This window comes from Actinomadura sp. J1-007 (genome assembly GCF_009793335.1).
GTDB classification, from domain to species: Bacteria; Actinomycetota; Actinomycetes; order Streptosporangiales; family Streptosporangiaceae; genus Spirillospora; species Spirillospora yumaensis.
In genome coordinates, this window is the sequence record NZ_WING01000001.1 from 134,367 (window position 1) to 154,678 (window position 20,312).

Below are 20,312 nucleotides of genomic sequence, written 5' to 3' on the forward strand. Positions count from 1 at the left end.
GTCGAGTGCGCATTCTGGCGTGGTGAGCAGCAACGAGGTCGTCATGGAATCAGCGGGCACGCTGCACGGTCAGATGCAGCGCGGACTGGGCCGGGCGGCGCGCCGCGCCGCCGAGAAGCCGGGCGCGGGCGAGTACGTGTACGACTGCGTGCGCCGTGATCCGCGCTGGGACCCCCAGTGCGAGGAGCGCGGGCTGTACTACGCGCGCCTGATGGTGGACCTGGAGTTGCCCGTCCATCCCATTGCCGAACATATGTTCGATCCAGCGGATCACACCGATCCCGACGACTGGCGGGTCGAGCTGGCGCTGGACGTCCTGGCCGAGCTGGTGCGGCTGAGCCGCCGCGAGGCCGCGTACGCGCTGCGCCGGTACGCCGAGGAGGGCGCGCACTGGCTCGACGCCCTCGACGCGCTGGTGTCGCTGGGCGACCCGTCCCTGGCGCACGGCCTGGACGGCCTGGTCGCCGAACGGTGCGACGACGCGGAGCTGGACCTGCTGCTGGCCGGGTCCGGGACCCACAATCCGGTGATCGAGACGTGGGCCGCACGCCGCCCGCGCATCGCCGACGCGCTGGAGCGCCGCCGCGGCTCGGGAGCCGCCGCGCGCCGTCCGGGCGGGGCCGCCAGGGAGCGCGCCGAACGCTCCGAGGCCGAGCTGCTGGACCTGGCCCGCCGCCGCGACGACGGCGCCGTGGCCGCGATATTCGAACTGGGCCGCAGACGCGCCCCCGGCCTCCTCGACCTCGCCGAAGAGCTCCTCCCCAGCGCCCCAGCCGGTTCGGCGGCGCGGTCACCCGCGCCCTGCGCGAGTACGGCCCGGAGGTGCTCCCGCGCGCCCGCGCGTGGGCGTCCGAGCGGGGCGGCTGTTCGGACATCGGCCTGCGCATCCTCGCCAGGCACGGCACCCGCCAGGACATCCCCCTGCTGATGAGCGAACTGCGCGAGGCGCTCGACCGGCTCGACTGGGGCGCCGCCGCCGGGCCCATCGAGGGGCTCGGACGGCTCCGCGCCGGCGAGGCCGTCCCCCTGCTGAAGACCGCGTGGACCGAGTCCACGTACGCGTACCTGCGGCCGCGCGTCCTCACCGCGCTCACCCGCACCGCCCCGCACACCGCCGAGTCCTACACCGTCGAGGGGCTGTGGGACTGCGAGGAGCGCGTCCGCCACGAGGCGGCGCAGCTCGCCCCCTCACCCAGGACACCCGGATCCGCCTGCAACGCCTCCACCACGACGAGGCCGAGGATCCCGGCGTGCGCGGCGCCGCCGCCGCACGGCTCATGACCTGACTCCCCCGGCCGCCCCGGATCTCCGTCGGCCGGCGACCGGCCCGCCCGTCGGCCCGCTCCCGCGGACCCGCTCCCGCTCGTTCGTGAACCCCTCCGGCGTACGGCGCGTACCACCCGCCGGAAACGAGCGACTCTTCCCGGGAGGACGGCCCATGGGCTCCCCGCACCACCTCACACCCGCCAGGGCGGCGCTGCTGTGCGGCGCCGCCGCCGTGACGCTCCCGCTCTCCTCCGCCTGCTCCGGCGCCGCCGCCGGGAACGGAGCGGACGGCGCGGACGGCGCGCACAGCGCCCACGGCGCGGCGGCGTCCCCCGCGACCATCGAGCAGCTCGCCGCCAGGACCGGATGCGCGCTGAGCGGCAAGCGAGGCTCGGAGGAGCTGAGGCAGGGCGCGTGCCGTACGGCCAAGGGCCGCTACACGCTCGTCAGCTTCACCACCGACAGGGGCCGGGACGCCTGGCTGGAGGAGGCCAGGCCCTGGGGCGGCTCGTACCTCGTCGGGACGCGCTGGGTCGCGGTCGGCGCCCCGCGGACGCTGGAGTCGCTCCGCGCGGACCTCGGCGGGCACGTCATGAACGGCGACCACCACGGCTGACATCCTCCGCGAGGAGCAGGGCGATCTCGTCCGTACGCCCCGTACGGCGGGCTTCTCCGGACTAGCCGGGGTCACCGTGCGGTACTACTCCGGGCCGCGGAGGTTCCGCCTGCGGGAGGGGGAACGGCCGAGAGGGCCCCGCCTAGACTCACCGGCATGATCCCCCTCCGGCGCGGCCTGGCCGTCCTCCCCCTCGTCCTCCTCCCCCTGGGCGCCGCGGCGGCGTGCGGCGGCGAGAACAGCAAGACCGACTGCTCGGGCAACTCGTGCACGATCACGTTCGACCGGGGCGTGGACGCGAACGCGTCCATCCTCGGCGTCAAGGCCGAGCTGGTCGCCGCGAACGACCGGCAGGTGACGCTCAAGGTCGCGGGCCAGCAGGTCACGGTCCCGGTCGGCGACAACGAGCAGTCCGAGGGCTTCGACATCTCGGTGCGCTCGGTCACCAAGGACCAGGTCGTCGTCAAGATCTCCAACAACGGCTGACGCCGTTTCGTCGGAGGCGGCGCGTAGGCTGCCCGCCATGCTGAAGATGGACGTGGCCGAGCGGCGGGCCCGGCTGGCCGTACGGCACCGGCTCGCCCGCGCCGAGCGCACCGACGACGTGGCGGCGGTCGCGCGCTCCCTGGTGGTCCTGCACGCCACCGACCCGGCGACGGTGTACCTGTCCGTCGCCGCGCGGGCGCCCGGCGCGGTCCCCGCCGACGTCGAGCGCGCCCTCTACGACGACCGGGCGCTGCTGCGGATGCTCGCGATGCGGCGCACGATGTTCGTCGCGCCGGTCGAGCTCGTCCCGGCGCTCCAGGCGTCCACCGCCGACGCGCTCGCCGTCAAGCAGCGCCGCACCTACGGCCGCCTCATCGAACGGGCCGGGGTCGTGGACGACGTCGAGACGTGGTTCAAGGAGGTCGCCGAGGCGACCCACGAGGAGCTGGTCGCGCGCGGCGAGGCGACCGGCGCCCAGCTCAGCGCCGCCGTGCCCGCGCTGCGCACCAAGGTCGACGCGGCGCCCGGCAAGTCCTACTCCAAGCCGACGAGCGTCACGACGTGGGTCCTGGTGACGCTCGGCTGCGAGGGGCTCATCGTCCGGGGCCGTCCCAAGGGATCGTGGATCAGCAGCCAGTACAGGTGGTCGCCGGTGGAGGCGTGGCTGCCCGGCGGCGTCCCGCCGTGCCCGCCGACGCGGCCCGCGCCGAGGTCGCCGGGCGCTGGCTCCGCGCGTTCGGCCCCGCCCCGTCTCCGACCTCAAGTGGTGGACGGGCTGGTCGGCGGGCGACGTCAAGAAGGCCGTCGCCGCCCTCGACACCGCCGAGGTCGACCTCGGCGGCGGCGCGACCGGGCTCGTCCTCGCCGACGACACCGCGCCGACCGATCCGCCCGAGCCGTGGGCGGCGCTGCTCCCGGCGCTCGACCCGACCCCGATGGGCTGGCAGGAGCGGTCCTGGTTCCTCGGCGACCACGGCCCGGCGCTGTTCGACACCAGCGGCAACATCGGGCCCACCGTCTGGTGGGACGGGCGGATCGTCGGCGGCTGGGCCCAGCGCGCCGACGGCGAGATCGCCGTCCGCCTCCTGGAGGACGCGGGCGCCGAGGCCCGCGCCGCGGTCGACGCCGAGGCCGCCCGCACCGCCGCGTGGTACGGCGACGTCCGCGCGACGCCCCGCTTCCGCACCCCCTCGAACGCGAGCTGTCCTCCTAGCGGCGCGTCGCGGCGATCCCCGCTTCGCCCCGCCCGCGGAATCCGGGAAGATGGACCCATGCCCGCTGACCGGATGCTCCCCACCCCGAGGCCGAAGAGCTGATCGCGCTGACCCGCGACATCGCCCGCAACGAGCTCGCGCCGCGCGCCGCGCCCGCCGAGGAGGACGCCGCGTTCCCGCGCGAGATGTTCCGGCTGCTCGGCAGGTCCGGGCTGCTCGGCCTGCCCTACCCCGAGGACTGCGGCGGCGGAGGCCAGCCGTACGAGGTCTACCTCCAGGTGCTGGAGGAGATCGCGTCGGTGTGGGCGTCGGTCGCGGTCGGCGTCAGCGTCCACACCCTGTCGTGCTTCCCGCTGTCGGCGTACGGCACCGAGGAGCAGCGCAAGCGGCTGCCCGAGCTGCTCGCCGGCGACCTGCTCGGCGGGTACGCGCTGTCGGAGGCGCACGCCGGGTCGGACGCGGGCGCGCTCAGCACCCGCGCCGTCCGCGACGCCGACCGCTACCTGGTCACCGGCACCAAGACCTGGATCACGCACGGCGGCGAGGCCGACTTCTACACGCTGTTCGCGCGGACGTCCGACGAGGGCGGGCGCGGCATCTCCTGCTTCCTGGTCGACGGGCGGCTGGACGGGCTGACGTTCGGGCCGCCCGAACGCAAGATGGGCCTCAACGGCTCGACCACCGCCCAGCTCCACTTCGACCGCGCGCCGGTGCCCGCCGACCGGCGGATCGCCGACGAGGGCCAGGGCTTCCCGATCGCGCTCGCCGCGCTCGACTCCGGCCGGCTCGGCATCGCGGCGTGCGCGGTCGGCCTCGCCCAGGGCGCCCTCGACCGCGCCGTGACGTACGCGACCGGGCGCGAGCAGTTCGGCCGCCCGATCATCGCCAACCAGGGGCTGGCGTTCCTGCTGGCCGACATGGCGGCGGCCGTCGAGTCGGCCCGCGCCACCTACCTCGACGCGGCCCGCCGCAAGGACCGCGGCCTGCCGTTCGCCCGGCAGGCGTCCATCGCCAAGCTCGTCGCGACGGACGCGGCGATGAAGGTGACCATCGACGCCGTCCAGGTCCTCGGCGGCTACGGCTACACCCGCGACTTCCCCGTCGAGCGCTACATGCGCGAGGCGAAGGTCATGCAGATCTTCGAGGGCACCAACCAGATCCAGCGCATGGTCATCGGCCGCCACCTCGCCAAGGACGCCGCCCCCTGACGCCCGGCTCCCCGTCCCCGGGCGGGACGGGGGTGGGGCTCCCGACGGGTCGGGAGCCCCACGTGAACCGGATGGGAGCCGGGTCTACTTCAGGGGGAGGCCCTGCTTGAGGGTGAGGCCCTGGGACTGGAGCGCCTCGTCCAGCGGCTGGAAGAACGACTCGAAGCCGCTGCCTCCGCAGGAGCTGCCGCTGATGCCGGAGGTGATGCCGATGGCGGTGCTGCCGCTCTGGAGCGAGCCGCCGCTGTCGCCGGGCTGGGCGCAGGCGCTGGTCGCGATCAGGTCGGTCACCGCGCCCTGCTGGTAGTTGACGGTGCGGCCGTAGCCGCGGATCGTCCCGGAGGTGGTGCCGGTGGTGGAGCCCTTCTTCTGGATCTGGGTCCCGACCGGGGGACGGCCGACCTGGGTGAGCTGGGCGTTGGTGGTCGGCAGCGAGCTGTTGGTCACCCGGATGGTGCCGTAGTCGTTGCCCGGGAAGCTGCTGGCCTGCCGGGTGCCGACCGTCTGGCCGCCCGAGGTCGTCCACGAGGCGCCGATGTTGGTGCAGTGCCCGGCGGTGACGACGTAGGTCGTTCCGCCGCTGACGCCGATCGCCGACACCGAGCAGCGCGAGCCACTGGTGAGGATGGCGTCGCCGGGGGCGAGGACCACGTGGGCCGGGGCCGGCACGCGCTGGATGCGGATGGTGTCGCTGATGGCGCGTGCGCGCTTGACGAACGCGTTGGTCGCGGCGTCCTTGTCGTTCTTGGGCACGTTGACGACGACGGAGTTGGTCATGACGTCGACGCCCCAGGACAAGCCGGTCGTGCCGGCGGTGCCCGCGAGGCGGTCGAGCTTGGACTTGGAGTCGTTGAGCGGCTTCATGCCGTTCTCGACGACGCGCGCCTGCACGCCGGCCGCCTTGACCTGCTGGGCGGCCGAGGCGCTGGTCACGTTGACGACGAGCTTTCCGGCGCCGTCGACGTAGGAGCCCGCGTGCTGGGAGCCGAGGCGGGCGGCCAACTGGTCGGCCAGTTTCTCGGGCGGTGCGGGCTGGGCGTGCTGAACGGCCGCGGGCTGCGTCTCGGCCGTCGCGGGGACGGCCGCGAGCGCGGGCAGCGTGATCAGCGCCGCGGCGCCCAACGCCGGGGGGAGCATGCGTTTGAGGGGGAGTCCACGGTTCACGTGTGTCCACCTTTCGCCACCGGTCGCCTGTGGGCGCCGGCGGCAGTTCGGGGTTGGCGGGGGCACGCGACCGCCCCGCGAGGCCCGCTGGTACGGGCCTTCGCCTGAGGCGTCGCGTGGGAGCAAAGTACTTCGGTGGGGCTTTCAGTGACCAGATCTCAAGACACGACTGAAATTTCAAGACTTTTCAATACGGCACACGTGCGTCCCGGGCCGGCCGGATGGCGAAGCGGAATCGGGGCGGAACTCTCGCGGTCGGTGAATCGGCGGAGCGCTGCGCGATTCCGACGCGTTCGCGCCCCGCCGTGATCATCCGCGGGAGCGGTCGGCGCCGCCGACGAACGGTCAGCGGAGGAAAGGGAATCGGCGTACGAGGGCCGTACGGGACCAGGGTCCGCCGAGGCCGAGGGTGTCGCCGGCGTCGGTCGCCGCGAGGCAGACGAGGAGCCCGGCGTAGATCCAGTGCAGGTCCATGAACGGGTTGGCCTCGGGCCACAGCGACGCCGCCCACAGCATGGCCAGCAGGACCGTTCCACCGGCCGCGGCTACGCGCAGGCCGATCCCGAGGAACAGCGCGACGCCGAGTCCGGCCATGCCGAACATGTACGAGGCGTCGACCCACAGGACCCCGGCCATGGCGTGGAACATGCCCGCGAACGGCCCGCCCGCGCCGCTGAGGAAGTGCTCGGAGGGGGACGTCCCGTCCAGCCAGCCGCTCGTCGCCGGCTTCCCGAGGCCGAAGAGCTTGTCGAGGAACGCCCACAGGAAGATCCAGCCGAGGAAGAACCGGGAGACCGCCCAGGCGTAACGCGCCGGGCTCCTCGTGTCGTACTCGGTGGCGGTGGCGGATCGCGTCTGGACGGGCATCGTGGCTCCCGACGGCGGGGTGGGATGTAGTGGGTCATTTTCCCGTCCCATTGGGTCGGCGGCCAGGAACGCGACCAATGCGGTATCGATTCTCTTCTGTGGCCGCAAGGCCCTGGGTGAACGGACTGAAAAGCGGACTAGACCGGGCCGGACGGCGTGATTCAATATTTCGGCGTACATCTCGGCATTGCCGAGCCTGCCGTGCACTATTCAGGGACTGCCCGATCCGCTGGAGGCCATTGCCAGACCGGGGCCGTCCGCGCTAACAAGGCAGCCGATGCGCAACCCCAGGCCCGAAGTGACTCCGCGCTACGCGAAAAGGGACGAGAACATGAATAAGTTTCTGTCGGCCGCCCAGCTCACGGCGCTGGCCGCCCTCGGCGCGGTCGGCGGCACGCTGGCCGTCTCCGCCGGCGTCCAGGCGGCCACCGGGGAGAAGCCCCGCGACCTCACCGCGCAGATCCGCGACGTCCAGGGGAAGGAGGTCGGGGCGCTCTCCGTCGAGCCCGCGGGCTGGGGGACCGTCCGCCTGACCGTGCGCGCGTGGAACCTGCCCGCCGGGTTCCACGGCTTCCACGTGCACACGACCGGCAAGTGCGACCCCGCCGCGGTGGACCCGACCACCGGCAAGGTCAGCCCGTTCTTCACCGCCGGTGGTCACCTGGACGTGGACGGCTCGCACAGCCATCCGTCGCACGCCGGCGACCTGCCCAACCTGACGGTCGGCGCGAACGGGCGCGGCGCGGGGTCGGCGGTCACCGACCGGTTCCGGGCCCAGCACCTGCTGGACTCCGACGGCAGCGCGATCGTCGTCCACGCGCTGGCGGACAACCACGCCAACATCCCGGAACGGTACTCGTCCGACGGCAAGAAGGGGCCGGACGCGGAGACGCTGAAGGCGGGCGACTCCGGCGGACGGATCGCGTGCGGCGTGATCGGCTCGCGGGACCGGCGGGCGTAGCGGAAGCTTTGACCAGGTCATGGGCGCCGGGTGTTGCTTTCCGCCCTGTCTTCCCTCTGGATCGGGACAGTCTTAGCCTTCCGGCATGACGGGGTCGAAATGCCGCACACCGGGTCACCCGCGGCTCGGTTGGGTCGAGGACAGCACGCAGCCGGGCACGGGGTACGAGGTGGCCGAGTACTGCCCGATGTGCGACGCCGACGTGCCGAAGGTGCAGGAGCACGCGCGGTGGGCGTGGGAGCGCGGCCTGGCCGAGGGCGAGCCGGTGGAGCACTACGGCCGGGCGGCGCGCCTGGCGATGATGCGCGTGCTGGAGGGCGGACGCGCCGAGGCGTGCTGAGCGCGCGCCCGCGGCGCCGCGTACGGGCCCGGGTCAGGCGGTGTCGGCGGCCGGGAACGGGCGGCGTCGGCGGCCCTGGCGATGAGCGCGGCGACGACCTGGGCCGACTCGGGCGGCTGCGCGGCCAGCCAGTGCAGGACGCGCAGGTCGTACGCGCCGACCTCGACGCCGCTGTCGGCGCAGGCGCGCAGCAGGAGGTCGAGGGCCCGCGCCCGCATGACCCCGCGCTTGGCGTGCGCGGCGTAGATGTCGCGGACCTCGGCGACCGCGTCGTCCGCGGTCTCGTACGGCCCGCTCACCGGAGCCGTCCGAGCCGGTAGGAGCCGCCGTCGCGCCAGAGGAGCCAGCCGCCCGCGGTGTACGCCTCGCCGTCCTGGACGGTCGTCTCGCCGGTCGCGGTGTCGTACAGGACCGAACGGCCCTTGCCGGTGGAGAGCACCACGAGCCGGTCGCCCGCGGTGAGCTTCGCGCCGGACGCGGCGGGGACGCGCGCCGTCCGGACGACCTGCCGCCACGTCGTCCGGTCGGCGACGCGCAGGACGCCGTCCACCGACCACGCGAACCAGCGCCCGGTGGCGGCGGCCTGCCAGCGCTGCTCCGCCGTCAGGACGGTCACCACGGGCGGCGGGATGCTGCCCCGCTCGTGTGCGGACCCTCCGACAGACCTCTTCCCGTTGGGCCGGACGCCCTCCGGGAGGGCGTGCTCGGCCTTGATCGCCCCTGATCTCACGTCGATCTCGCGCAGCACCCGGTCGTTCATCAGGTCGGCGGCGAAGAGCGTCGAACCGTTGAGCGCCACCGCGTGGCCGAGGACGCCGAGCCCGTGGTTGGGGAGGATCCGCCTCTTGGCGGCGCAGCCGGACGCGACGTACGGCTGGTCCATCACGTCGTTCCAGGCGATCGTGCCCTGGTCCATCAGGACCGGGCGCCCGGACCCCGCGTCGTCGGCGAGGACCTGTCTCGGCCGGCCCGCCGTCGCGCATTCGAGAGCGTACGAGCCGGGCGCGATCCAGGTGACCGAGCCCTCGCCGGCCGACACCCCGCCCTGCGCACGGGCGTTGAGTGCCTCCGGCGTCCCGCCCTTGCGGTCCGCCCTCCACAGTTGCGCGTCAGGGGTGCGGCCGGCGACCGTCCCGTCCGGGCCGAGCGCGTCGACGCGGAACGGGCGGCCGTCGGGCAGCCGGGCCGGGATGCGGACGACGGTCGCCGGGTCCACCAGCGCGCCGGGGTCGCCGTGGCCGAGGGCGTTCGCGTCGCCGTCCTTGAGGGCGTGCGCGCCGAACGGGACGATCACGGCGGCGGCAGCGCCCGCCGCGACGCACGGGACGAGGGCGGCCCTGCGGATTTCGGCCCGGCGCAGCCTCCGCCGGTTGTCGGCGAGCGCCCGCGGGTGGGTCGGGACGGCGGCGGCGCGGGCGTCGAACGCCTCCCTGAGCCGTTCCTCGATGGTGTCGGTCATGTCGTGTCCTTCAGTCGCTTGCCGAGCGCCGCGACGGCGCGGGCGGCGTGGGCCTTCACGGTGCCGAGCGCGATGCCGAGCGTCTCGGCGGTCTCCCGCTCGCTGAGGTCGAGCCAGTAGCGCAGCACGAGCACCTCGCGCTGCCGGCCGGGCAGCTCCGCGACGCCCGCGAGCAGCGCGCGGACGTCCTCGCGGTGCACGGCCTGCTGCTCGGCCGACCCGATGTCCTCCGGGAGGACCATCTGGGCGTGCCTGCGGCGCGCCATGCGCAGGTGCCTGAGCCTGCTGCGGCTGGAGTTGCAGACGATGGCGCGCAGGTAGGACAGGGCCGCGTCGCCGTCGCGCAGCGTGTCGCGCCTGCGGTGCAGCCGGACGAACGCGTCCTGCACGACGTCCTCGGCGTCGTCGGCGCCGAGCAGCGTCGCGAGCCTGACCAGCCCCAGAAGTGCGCGTCGAACAGTTCCTCGTACCCGCCGTCGCCGGGGGACGGCCGCCGGAGGCGCGCGCCGCCGGGTGGGTCCTCTGTTCCATCACGGGTCAGAGACGAACGCGGGGCGGAAAGGTTTACCCCGGAGGCGCGCTCATCTCGCGTACGGGGTGACGCCGCGCCGCTTGGCCGCGCCCCGCCTCGCGAGGATGACCACGAACGCGACGCCCGCGAGCCCGGTGACGCCGAGGGCGGCGAAGAACGCGATGCCGAGGTAGCCGTGCACGGTGTCGTCCGGCGTCACGAGCACGGGCGCCGCCGCGCCGCGGCAGGTCAGCCGCGCCTCGCCGCTGACGGGCGCCTTGAACGTGGCGGTGTAGCGGTACGGGGGGTGCTCGGAGGCGCTCCAGGAGTTGGTCCGGGTGAGCCGGAGCGGCCCGGACACCTCGCCGAGCGAGACCGCGCACGCGTACGGCGCGGATCCGTGGTCCCGGACGTACAGGAAGTACCCGTGCCCCTCGGTCAGCCGGACCCGGATCCCGGCCACCGGGTCGCCCACGGCGGACGGCCCGTCGGCGACCTCGGAGTCCTCCCAGGCGTACCCGAGGAAGCCGAGGAACCCGAAGGCGGCCAGCGCGACGAGGACGAGCGGCAGCGCGTACCAGCCGGCGCGCGGCCGCAGCGGCGCCGCGCCCGGCCGCCCCTGCCCGGCGGGCCCCGGACCCGGTCCGGGCCCGTACGGCGGCGGGGCGCCGTAGGGCGGCCCCGCACCGGGCGGCGGCGCCGGTGGCGGCGGCGAGTCAGACCCGGGCCACATGTCGGTCCTCTCCGCTACGTCCGTACGCCCGGCAACGATCGCAGAGAACGCGGTCCACCGCCAGACGCCCGCGGCACCCGTGACCTCCCGTTCACCGCGGGGCGGGGGCGGGGGCGGGTAAGGGGCCGCTGACACGCGGTCGGTAACGTCCCTGGGAACGCGGAACGCGGAACGGGCGAGGCCGAGGGAGGCGCACGTGGCGAACCTGTCCGAGCTGGAACCGGGGACGCTCCCGCCCGAGGCCGGCGCGCTGCGGGACGAGGTGCGGGAGTTCCTCGCGGGCGCGTCGTTCACGCCCCGCTGCGACAGCTGGCTGACCGGCGCGGACCCCGCGTTCAGCCGGGCCCTCGGTGAGCGCGGCTGGCTCGGCATGACGCTGCCCGAACGGTACGGCGGGCACGGCCGCTCGCCGCTGGAGCGGTTCGTGGTGATCGAGGAGCTGCTGGCCGCCGGGGCGCCGGTCGGCGCGCACTGGATCGCCGACCGGCAGACGGGCCCGAGCATCCTCGCCAACGGGACCGAGGAGCAGAAGCGGCGGTTCCTGCCCGCGATCGCGCGCGGTGAGTGCTTCTTCGGGATCGGGATGAGCGAGCCCGACTCCGGTTCCGACCTCGCGTCCGTCCGGACCAGGGCGGAGCGCGCGGACGGCGGCTGGACGCTGCGCGGCACGAAGGTCTGGACGAGCGGCGCGCACCTCGCGCACGCGATCCTCGTCCTCGCGCGCAGCGAGCCCCTCGACGCCGGCGACCGGCACGCGGGGCTCAGCCAGTTCATCGTGGCGCTGCCGGACGAGCGGGTGGCGATCAGGCCGATCCGCGGCCTGTCCGGCGAGCACCACTTCAACGAGGTCGTGTTCGACGGGACGTTCGTGCCCGACGCGATGGTGCTCGGGCGGCCGGGCGACGGCTGGCGCCAGGTCACCGCCGAGCTGGCGTACGAGCGCAGCGGCCCCGAACGGCTGCTGAGCACGTTCATGCTGATCCGCCTCCTGCACGGCCGCGCCGCGGACACGGCCGACCCGGCGGCGCGGCGGACCGTCGGGCGGCTGATGGCGCGGCTGTGGGCGCTGCGGCAGGCGTCCCTGGCGGTCGCCGGGGCGCTCGCGGCGGGCGGGACGCCGGACGTCCCGGCGGCGCTGGTGAAGGACCTCGGCACGCGGTTCGAGAACGAGGTGGTGGACGCCGTCCGCGAGCACGCCGGCGTCGAGCCCGATCCCGGCTCCCCCGACCCGCTCGCGCGCGCTCTGGCGCAGGCGGTCGTGCAGGCGCCCGGGTTCACGCTGCGGGGCGGTACGAACGAGATCCTGCGCGGCATCGTCGCGCGCGGCCTGGGGGTGCGCTGATGGGACTGCTGGAGGAGACCGCCCGCGACATCCTGTCCGGCCCCGATCCGTGGCCGGCGCTGGAGGAGGCCGGGCTCGCGTCCGTGGGCGTGCCGGAGGACGCGGGCGGCAGCGGCGGGACGCTCGCCGACGCCGCCGTCCTGCTCCGCGCGTCCGGCCGCCACGGCGCGTCCGTGCCGCTGGCGGAGACGGGCTGGCTCGCGGGCCGCCTCCTCGCCGCCGCGGGCCTGCCGGTGCCGCGCGGCCCCCTGACCGCCGCCGCGGGGAACGGCGCGTTCGAGGCCGTCCGCGACGGGGACGGCTGGGTGCTGACGGGCACGCTGCGCCGCGTTCCCTGGGCCCGGTCGGCGCACCGCGTCGCCGTCGTCGCGGACGGGCGGCAGGTCGTGGTCGCCGATCCCGCGCTCGCGACGATCACGCCCGGGGAGAACGTGGCGGGCGAGCCCCGCGACGAAGTGACGTTCGACGGCGTCCGCGCCGAACGCGCCGCGCCGTCCCCCGTGGACGCGGCGGGGCTGCGGCGGTGGGGCGCGCTCGCGCGGGCCGTCCAGCTCACCGGGGCGATGCGCGGCGCGCTGGACCTGGCCGTCCGGTACGCGGGCGAGCGGGAGCAGTTCGGGCGCCCGATCGGACGGTTCCAGGCCGTCCAGCAGATGCTCGCCGAGCTCGCCGGGGAGGCCGCCGTCGCGGACGTCGCCGTGCGCGCCGCCGTCCGCGCCCCGGACGACGAGGTCGCCGTGGCGGCGGCCAAGGCGAACGCGTCGCGCGCCGCGGGCCGGGCCGCCGCGATCGCCCACCAGGTGCACGGCGCGATCGGTGTCACGCAGGAGCACGGTCTGCGGCGCTTCACGCTGCGGCTGTGGTCGTGGCGCGAGGAGTACGGCGACGAGACGACCTGGGCGGACGTCCTCGGCGGACGTCCCGGGGACCCCTGGGCGACCCTCACCGGCCGCTGAACGCGCGGATCCGCGGCGTCCGGGCGAGGTGCCGTCCGCGGGTCCCAGCGGCTACCGTTACCAGTTAGTAGCATCCGATCCGGCCGGCGGCCCCCGGCCCGCCGGGGACGCACGGCGACTGGGAGACAGCATGGCCCTCAGGGACCGACTGCCCGCTCCGCCCCCGATCCGGCTCCGCCGCAGGCTCCCCCGCTACACCGTCCACCGCGACCTCCCGGTGACCATGCCGGACGGCGTGACGCTGCTCGCCGACCGGTACGTCCCGACCGGGGTGCGGCGCCCGCCGCCCACCATCCTCGTCCGCACCCCGTACGGGCGGCGCGGCCCCGCCGCGATGCTGAACGGGCTGCCGTTCGTGCCGTTCGGGTTCCAGCTCGTCGTGCAGAGCGCGCGCGGGACGTTCGGGTCGGGCGGCGAGTTCGACCCGCTCGGCAGCGAGCGCGCGGACGGCGTCGCCACCGTCGAGTGGCTGAAGCGGCAGCCGTGGTTCAACGGCTCGTTCGGCACGTACGGGGCGAGCTACCTGGGCTACTCGGCGTGGGCGCTGGCCGCGGAGGCGGGGCCCGAGCTCGGCGCGATGGCCCTCCAGATCACCGCGTCGTCGTTCCGGGACGCGGCGTACGTGGGCGGCTCGTTCGCGCTGGAGTCGACGCTGACCTGGACCGACCTCACGCACCGGCAGCAGACCCGCCTCGGGATGCTCACCGCGCCGCTGACGTCGCGGCGCCGCGCGGTCCGCGCGGCGCTGTCGGGCCGCCCCCTGGCGGAACTGGACGTCCTCACGGGCGGCGCGCCGATGCGGTTCTACCGTGACCTGCTCGCCAACCACGGCCCCGACCCGTCCGAGTACTGGGACCGCCGCGACTTCAGCGGGACGGTCGGCCGGGTCGAGGCGCCGGTGACGCTGCTCGGCGGCTGGTACGACGTGTTCCTGCCCTGGGAGATCCGCGACTACCTGGCGCTGCGCTCCGCCGGACGGCGACCGTACCTGACGATCGGGCCGTGGTGGCACGCCGACGCCCGGCACGGCCTGGTGTCGTTCCGCGAGTCGCTCGCGTGGTTCCGCGCGCACCTGCGCGGCGACCCGTCCGGGCTGCGCCGCCACCCCGTCCGGCTGTACGTCACGGGCGCGCGCGAGTGGCGCGACTACCGCGACTGGCCGCCGCCCGGAACGCGGCAGGACCGCTGGCACCTGCACTCCGGCGGCGGCCTCGGCGAGGACGGCCCGCAGGACGCGCCGCCGAGCACCTACCGGTTCGACCCGGCGCGCCCGACGCCCGCGCTCGGCGGCCCGACCCTGCTCGGCAGCTCGAAGCCGGTCGACAACCGCCCCCTCGAACGCCGCCGCGACGTCCTGGTCTTCACCTCGCCCGCCCTCACCGAGGACCTGGACGTGATCGGGCCGGTCGGCGCCGACCTGTTCGTCCGCTCCGACCGGGAGCACACCGACTTCATCGTCCGGCTGTGCGACGTCGCGCCCGACGGGACGTCCCGCAACGTGTGCGAGGGCGGCCTGCGGCTGCCCTCCGCGGCCGACAAGCCCGTCGGGACCGCCGGCGTCCGCCGCGTCGCGGTGGACCTGTGGCCGACCGGCCACCGCTTCGCGCGCGGCCACCGCGTCCGCGTCCACGTGGCGAGCGGCGCCCACCCGAAGGTCGCCCCCAACCCCGGCACCGGCGAACCCCTCGCCACCGCGTACCGAACGGTCGCGGCCCGCCAGGAGGTCTTCCACGACCCCGACCACCCGTCCGCGATCATCCTCCCCATCGCCTCCCGCACCCCCGAGGCCACCGTCCCCGCCCCCGCCACCGACCCCGAACTCCCGGCCTGAGAGCTTCCGGGCCGAGCAACCTCCCACCCTGAGGGACCTCCAGGCTCGAAGAGCCGGGCCGTCCAGGCTGAAGGACCTCCTGCCCTGAAGGACCACCCAGGCCGATCGGCGCCCGGATGCGAGGCGAACCGGATACGACCGATGGGGCCTCCGAGCCTGAGATGCCATCCAGGCTGAGGGCCCTTCGGGCCGAGGAGTCTCCCAGACTGAGGGGCTTCCCGGCTGAGAGGCGGCCCGGCCGTTCGCCCTGCGGAGCGCGGTCGGAGCCGTTCCCAGGGAACGTCTCGTTACGGCGGACGGGCTCGGGCGTGCGGACGGGAGGGGCGGACTCGGGAGGGAGTGAGGGGGTGGGCTGCCGTTATGTCCGGTTGAGCGGGTATCCTCGGCTGCCATGATCGGGTCTACGACGTGGCTGCGGATGGTGCTGTTCGCCATCACGCTCGCGCGCGTGGACGACGGCGGACTGTGTCGGCGCTGACGCCGCCCCTCCCCCGCCCGACCATCCCCTGACCCGTCCCGGCATCGCGCCGCGCCGCACGGCCGCCGCCCGCGCCCGCGTCCCGCCTCCGGGCCGCGCCGCGGGCACACGCCCCCGCCGCCGGAGAACGCCCGGGTCGTTCACCCCCTGGAGAACCCGTGTCAACGACGCTCCCGCCACGACGCCTGCCGTCGCTGCCCCCGCCCGTCACCTCCTCCCCGCCGCCCGAGGCGGACGGGCTCCAGCCCGTACGCCGCGTCCCGCTCGCGGTCGCCTCGGCCGGCTCCGCCGCGCTGACCTGGTACGTCTGGGCCGAGCACGGCGCCAAGCCGGGTGTGCTCCTGCTGCTCGGCCTCGCGCTCGGCGTGGCGCTGTTCCACTCCCGGTTCGGGTTCACCTCGGCGTGGCGGCAGCTCGTCGCGGTCGGCAACGGCACCGGGCTGCGCGCCCACGCCGTCCTGCTCGGCACCACCGCGACGCTGTTCGCCCTGGTCATCGGCACCGGGACGGGCCTGTTCGGGTCGCATCCCGAGCCGTCCGGCGGCGATCTCGGCGTGGCGCTGCTCGCCGGGGCGTTCGTGTTCGGGATCGGGATGCAGCTCGGCGGCGCGTGCGCGTCCGGCACGCTGTTCGCGATCGGGTCGGGCCAGTCGACGATCGTGCTGACGCTCGGCGGGTTCATCGCCGGGTCCGTCCTGTACTCCTGGCAGTACGACCTGGTGGACGACCTGCCGTCGGTGCCGGGCGTGGTGATGTCGGAGCACATCGGCTGGTTCGGGTCGTGGGCGGTGACGATCGCCGTCCTCGCCGGGGTCGTCGCGCTGACCCGGGTCGTCCAGGCCCGCCGCAACCCGCCGCCCGTCGGCGTGCCGCCGACCGCGCGCGGCCCGATCCGGGCGATCCGCGGCTCGTGGCCGCTGCTCGCGGGCGCGGTCGTCCTCGCCGTCCTCGGCGCGGCCGTGCTGGTCGTGTCGGGCGGGGCCTGGGGCATCACGAGCGCGTTCGCCCTGTGGGGGGCCAAGCTGCTCCAGCTCGTCGGCCTGCACCCCGAGTCGTGGAGCTACTGGCAGCAGCCGAAGCAGGCGCACATGCTCGCGGGCCCGGTCCTCGGCGACAAGACCAGCCTGACCGACATCGGGATCATGCTCGGCGCGGCCGTCGCGTCCGCCGCCGGAGGCGCCTGGACGCTGCACCGCGGCCTCCCCTGGCGGACCGCCGTCGCCGCCGTCCTCGGCGGTGTCCTCATGGGCGTCGGCGCCCGCCTCGCGGGCGGCTGCAACATCGGCGCCTACCTCGCCGGGATCGCCTCCGGCAGCCTGCACGGCTGGCTGTGGGGCGTCACCGCCCTGGCGGGCACCTGGTTCGGCCTGCGCGCCCGCGCCCTGTTCGCCCTCCCCAACCCCACGCCGAAGGACTCCGTCTGCTGACCGCCGCCCCGCCGCGCGAACGGCCCTTCACGCCCTGACCTGCGTGTTCCCGGCGTGAAGGGCCGCCGGACCGGGTAGCCGACCCGTGAGGACCTCATCCCGGGGACCGTTCGGGGGGACGGCATGCCAGCGAACGACCGACAGGACGACGGGCCGGACGCCCTCGCCCGCACCGGCGACCAGGAACCGGACGTCCTCCTCGACGTCCCGGTGGTCAAGGTCGAGGAGATCACCCTGGAGGTCGAGAACCTCCAGGCCCGCGTCTCGCTCCAGGCCGACGTCCTGGACCTGCTGCGGCTCGGCGTGGGCGCCGACGTCGTCCTCGGCCACGTGGACCTCACCCTCAAGGGCGTCGAAGCCCGGGCCCTCCTGAAAGTCCGCCTGGGCAACGTCGCCCGCATCGTCGAACGGGTCATGCAGACCATCGACGCCAACCCGCAGATCCTGGAGAACGTCACCCGCGGCACCGGAACGTTCCTGGAGAACGTCGGCGGCGGAACCGGCCAGGCCGTAGGCGCATTCGGCCAAGGCGCCGGCCGCGCCGTCCAGGACGTCGGCACGGGCGCAGGCCAAGCCGTACGCGACGCAGGCGCCGGAACGGGCCAAGCCGTACGCGACACGGGCCCCGGCGCGGGCCCAGGTGTACGCGACGCAGGGGCCAGCGCGGGCCAAGGTGTACGCGACGCAGGCACCGGAAGGGGCCAAGGCGTGCGTGACGTGGGGGCCGGAGGGGGCGGGGCCGTCCGGGGGCGGTCGCCGGAGCCGTGCCGGGCGGTCGGGGCGCGGGAAGCGGCGCCGGAACGGCCCGGGAGGCACGGGACGCGGGCGGGGGCAGGCCGACGCCCAACGGGACCCGCGGCCCATCCCCCGGAGGCACGCGAAGCACGGGCGGCGCGGGCCCGGCCCTCCGGAACGGTGCGCGAGGCGCGGCCGACGAGGTCGGCGGCGGCGTGGCCGGACGGAACCGCCGAGCCCCGAACGGATCGTACGGACCGTACGGCACTGACCGCCCCAACCGTACTGACCGTCCCGACGGCTCGGACAGCCCCAACGGCACGGACAGCCGTGGCGGCCCTGGCGGGCGCGGCGCGGGCGAGGATCTCGAGGACGAGAGCGTGTCGCGGCTGGTCGGCGCGATCGGGCGCAAGTCGGTCCGGGCGGGGCTGTCCGGGGTGGAGCAGGTGGTGGGCGGCGTTCTGAGGAGGCTGAGGGACTGATGGACGAGCCGGACGTGGAGATCAGGGCCCGCGCCAAGGCGGACGAGGTCGTCCACCGCCGGACGCCGGACGCCGCGGCGGGAGGCGGTGCCGAGCCCCGGGGCGGTGCGAGTCCGGGAGCGAGCGGGTCAACCTGCCCGAGCGCGTACGGGAGGGCGACGCCTACCGGGACGTCGAGATCACCTTCCGGGTCGCCGCGCGGCTCGACGACCCGGAGTGATCAGAGCCGCGCGGCGATGGACTCGGCGAACCGCGCGGCCGAGCCGGGCGCGTGCTGGAGGTAGAGGTTGGGCTCGGTGAGTTCCAGCTCGATCAGCACGGGCGCGCCGTCCGGCCCCGGGACGAGGTCGACGCGGGCGTACAGGAGGCCGCCGGGCGCGGCGGCGAGGGCGCGTTCGGCGACGGCGAGCTGCTCGGGGCCGCCTCGGACGGGGTGACCTGCCCGCGGGAGGCGTCGAACGCGACGGGTCCCTCGATCCCGGCCCCCGCGGTGAGGATCGGGGCCTTGCGGGCCGCGTGGCTGAACGCGCCGTCCCGGAAGACCAGGGCGGTCTCGCCGAGGGTGTCGACCGCCGAGAGGTACGGCTGGACCATGACCGCGCGGCCCTCGGAGCGGAGCGCGCGGAGGTGGGCGCGGGCCCGTTCCTCCTCGCCGGGCCCCCAGCGCGCGGTGTCGCGGGAGCCGATGGAGACGGCGGGCTTGATCACGTACTCGGGCCAGGAGGACGGGACGTCGGCGGGGTCCCACAGCGTCTCGACGACCGGGACGCCCGCCGCGGCGAGGTCGCGCAGGTAGCGCTTGTCGGTGTTCCAGCGGAGCACCTCGGGCGCGTTGACGATGCGGGGCACGGCGTCGGCCCACGCGAGGAACGCGTCCCGCCGGGCCGGGTAGTCCCAGGTGGAGCGGACGACGGTCAGGTCGTACGAGGCCCAGTCCGCGCCGGAGTCCCACACGACGGGCTCGGCGCGCACCCCGAGCCCGGCGAGGGCCTTCATGAGGTGAACGACATCGTCGCTGCCATCGGGCAGCCAGGAGCACGTGGCGAGCGCCACGCGCGGGGAATCGGACATGGGTCCTCCCAGCGGTTCGGGGGCGTTCTCCCAAGCGCCGGGAACGGCTCACCTGGCAACGGAGGGAACGGTCCACATCTCAGCAGACGCCACGGGCCCGCATTTCGGCGGGGCGAGGCGAGCCACCCCTCAGCCGAGGGGCACAGGCCCACCTCCCAGCCGAGGGCACAGGCCCGCCTGTCGGCGGAGGGGAGCGAGCCGCCTCTCAGCAAGGCGACCCGCCTGTCAGCGGAGGACGGCTGGCCCGCCCGTCAGCAGACGGGGCCCGGGCTCGCCTGTCAGCAGACGGGCCCGGGCCCACCTGTCAGCGAGCCGGGCGGGCCCGGCTGCCAGCAGACCGGGTGCCGACCCGGCCCTCAGCGGACGGGGTGGCCTGCGGTGCGGAGGGCGTCTTTGACCTCGGAGATCTTCAGGTCGCCGAAGTGGAAGACGCTGGCGGCGAGGACGGCGTCCGCGCCCGCGGACACGGCGGGGGCGAAGTGCGCGGCGGCTCCCGCGCCGCCGCTGGCGATCACCGGGACGGAGACGGCGGCCCGCACCCGGCGGAGCATCTCCAGGTCGAAGCCCTCCTTGGTGCCGTCGGCGTCCATGGAGTTCAGCAGGATCTCGCCGACGCCGAGCTCCTCGCCGCGCCGGGCCCACTCGACCGCGTCGATGCCGGTGCCCTTGCGCCCGCCGTGCGTGGTGACCTCGACGCCGTCGCCGGTACGGCGCGCGTCCACCGACAGCACGACGCACTGGGACCCGAACCGGTGCGCGGCCTCCCGCAGGAACTCCGGGCGCGCGATCGCGGCGGTGTTGACCGAGACCTTGTCGGCGCCCGCGCGCAGCAGCCGGTCGATGTCGTCCACCGTGCGGACGCCGCCGCCGACGGTGAGCGGGATGAAGACCTGCTCGGCCGTGCGGCGCACCACGTCGTAGGTGGTGGAGCGGTCGCCGCTGGAGGCGGTGATGTCGAGGAACGTCAGCTCGTCGGCGCCCTCGGCGTCGTAGCGGCGGGCGAGCTCGACGGGGTCGCCCGCGTCGCGCAGGTTCTGGAAGTTGACGCCCTTGACGACGCGTCCGGCGTCGACGTCCAGGCACGGGATCACCCGTACGGCCACCGTCATGATTCCCCCCGAACGTCCGGATCGCCCGCGGCCACGCGCCGTCCGCCGGAGGCGAC

General features: G+C 75.1%; 19 protein-coding genes and 2 pseudogenes. 12 read left to right on the forward strand and 9 right to left on the reverse strand.

Translation table 11 applies throughout. The features are described 5' to 3' along the window. The first annotated feature begins 22 nt into the window (after nt 1-22). From GEV43_RS00615 to GEV43_RS00635, 6 genes and pseudogenes are all read left to right on the forward strand, one after another. Entirely contained in the window at nt 23-928 is a 906-nt protein-coding gene (locus GEV43_RS00615; protein WP_241682719.1) for a hypothetical protein, read from the forward strand. Beyond that, the gene (locus tag GEV43_RS49025) at nt 928-1,281 is read left to right on the forward strand and encodes a hypothetical protein (protein ID WP_241682720.1); all 354 of its coding nucleotides are present in this window, start codon (nt 928-930) and stop codon (nt 1,279-1,281) included. Before GEV43_RS00615 ends, GEV43_RS49025 begins: the two co-directional genes overlap by 1 nt. Nucleotides 1,282-1,438: 157 nt before the next feature. Continuing rightward, nucleotides 1,439-1,882, forward strand: a complete 444-nt coding sequence (locus GEV43_RS47110) for a hypothetical protein (RefSeq protein ID WP_175249953.1) — start codon at nt 1,439-1,441, stop codon at nt 1,880-1,882. 156 nt (nt 1,883-2,038) lie between these two features. Beyond that, a complete protein-coding gene (locus GEV43_RS00625) occupies nt 2,039-2,368 on the forward strand; it encodes a hypothetical protein (protein ID WP_160819039.1) in 330 nt (109 codons plus the stop codon). A gap of 46 nt (nt 2,369-2,414) precedes the next feature. Beyond that, a pseudogene (locus GEV43_RS55810) lies at nt 2,415-3,459 on the forward strand (winged helix DNA-binding domain-containing protein); the annotation flags it as partial. A 180-nt stretch (nt 3,460-3,639) separates the two neighbouring features. Further along, a pseudogene (locus GEV43_RS00635) lies at nt 3,640-4,790 on the forward strand (acyl-CoA dehydrogenase family protein). Nucleotides 4,791-4,874: 84 nt separating this feature from the next. Here GEV43_RS00635 and GEV43_RS00640 read toward each other — a convergent pair. Beyond that, on the reverse strand, nt 4,875-5,954 hold the full coding sequence (locus GEV43_RS00640; protein WP_160819040.1) for a S1 family peptidase: 1,080 nt from the start codon (nt 5,952-5,954) through the stop codon (nt 4,875-4,877). Nucleotides 5,955-6,299: 345 nt separating this feature from the next. Next, on the reverse strand, nt 6,300-6,821 hold the full coding sequence (locus tag GEV43_RS00645; protein WP_160819041.1) for a hypothetical protein: 522 nt from the start codon (nt 6,819-6,821) through the stop codon (nt 6,300-6,302). A gap of 331 nt (nt 6,822-7,152) precedes the next feature. On the opposite strand from GEV43_RS00645, the gene GEV43_RS00650 reads away from it, so the two are divergent. After that, nucleotides 7,153-7,782, forward strand: coding sequence for a superoxide dismutase family protein (locus GEV43_RS00650; protein WP_160819042.1), 630 nt, complete (start codon nt 7,153-7,155; stop codon nt 7,780-7,782). 85 nt (nt 7,783-7,867) lie between these two features. After that, nucleotides 7,868-8,122, forward strand: a complete 255-nt coding sequence (locus tag GEV43_RS00655; RefSeq protein WP_160819043.1) for a hypothetical protein — start codon at nt 7,868-7,870, stop codon at nt 8,120-8,122. On the opposite strand, the gene GEV43_RS00660 is transcribed toward GEV43_RS00655, so the two are convergent. From GEV43_RS00660 to GEV43_RS00675, 4 genes are all read right to left on the reverse strand, one after another. Then, nucleotides 8,056-8,421 (reverse strand): hypothetical protein, encoded by a 366-nt coding sequence (locus GEV43_RS00660; RefSeq protein ID WP_160819044.1) that lies wholly within the window; start codon nt 8,419-8,421, stop codon nt 8,056-8,058. The genes GEV43_RS00655 and GEV43_RS00660 overlap by 67 nt on opposite strands. Next, a complete protein-coding gene (locus GEV43_RS00665) occupies nt 8,418-9,581 on the reverse strand; it encodes a hypothetical protein (protein ID WP_160819045.1) in 1,164 nt (387 codons plus the stop codon). Before GEV43_RS00665 ends, GEV43_RS00660 begins: the two co-directional genes overlap by 4 nt. Further along, entirely contained in the window at nt 9,578-9,970 is a 393-nt protein-coding gene (locus GEV43_RS00670; protein ID WP_309239371.1) for a sigma-70 family RNA polymerase sigma factor, read from the reverse strand. Before GEV43_RS00670 ends, GEV43_RS00665 begins: the two co-directional genes overlap by 4 nt. Nucleotides 9,971-10,162: 192 nt before the next feature. Continuing rightward, entirely contained in the window at nt 10,163-10,825 is a 663-nt protein-coding gene (locus GEV43_RS00675) for a hypothetical protein (RefSeq protein WP_160819046.1), read from the reverse strand. 196 nt (nt 10,826-11,021) lie between these two features. On the opposite strand from GEV43_RS00675, the gene GEV43_RS00680 reads away from it, so the two are divergent. The 4 genes from GEV43_RS00680 to GEV43_RS00695 all read left to right on the forward strand — a co-directional run bounded on the left by GEV43_RS00680 (nt 11,022) and on the right by GEV43_RS00695 (nt 16,859). Then, on the forward strand, nt 11,022-12,167 hold the full coding sequence (locus GEV43_RS00680; RefSeq protein ID WP_160819047.1) for an acyl-CoA dehydrogenase family protein: 1,146 nt from the start codon (nt 11,022-11,024) through the stop codon (nt 12,165-12,167). Then, complete coding sequence (locus GEV43_RS00685; RefSeq protein ID WP_160819048.1) at nt 12,167-13,123, forward strand: acyl-CoA dehydrogenase family protein; 957 nt, start codon at nt 12,167-12,169, stop codon at nt 13,121-13,123. The genes GEV43_RS00680 and GEV43_RS00685 overlap by 1 nt, the downstream gene beginning before the upstream one ends. 130 nt (nt 13,124-13,253) lie before the next feature. After that, nucleotides 13,254-14,954 carry a CocE/NonD family hydrolase gene (locus GEV43_RS00690; protein WP_160819049.1) on the forward strand — a complete coding sequence of 567 codons (1,701 nt, stop codon included), beginning with the start codon at nt 13,254-13,256 and terminating at the stop codon, nt 14,952-14,954. Nucleotides 14,955-15,590: 636 nt separating this feature from the next. Continuing rightward, entirely contained in the window at nt 15,591-16,859 is a 1,269-nt protein-coding gene (locus GEV43_RS00695; RefSeq protein WP_160819050.1) for a YeeE/YedE family protein, read from the forward strand. Nucleotides 16,860-16,886: 27 nt separating this feature from the next. On the opposite strand, the gene GEV43_RS00700 is transcribed toward GEV43_RS00695, so the two are convergent. From GEV43_RS00700 to hisF, 3 genes are all read right to left on the reverse strand, one after another. Continuing rightward, nucleotides 16,887-17,465 carry a hypothetical protein gene (locus GEV43_RS00700; RefSeq protein WP_160819051.1) on the reverse strand — a complete coding sequence of 193 codons (579 nt, stop codon included), beginning with the start codon at nt 17,463-17,465 and terminating at the stop codon, nt 16,887-16,889. A gap of 923 nt (nt 17,466-18,388) precedes the next feature. Next, a complete protein-coding gene (locus GEV43_RS00705; protein WP_206681031.1) occupies nt 18,389-19,147 on the reverse strand; it encodes a RimK family alpha-L-glutamate ligase in 759 nt (252 codons plus the stop codon). 356 nt (nt 19,148-19,503) lie between these two features. Beyond that, the gene (gene hisF, locus GEV43_RS00710; RefSeq protein WP_160819052.1) at nt 19,504-20,256 is read right to left on the reverse strand and encodes an imidazole glycerol phosphate synthase subunit HisF; all 753 of its coding nucleotides are present in this window, start codon (nt 20,254-20,256) and stop codon (nt 19,504-19,506) included. Between the last annotated feature and the right edge of the window lie 56 nt (nt 20,257-20,312).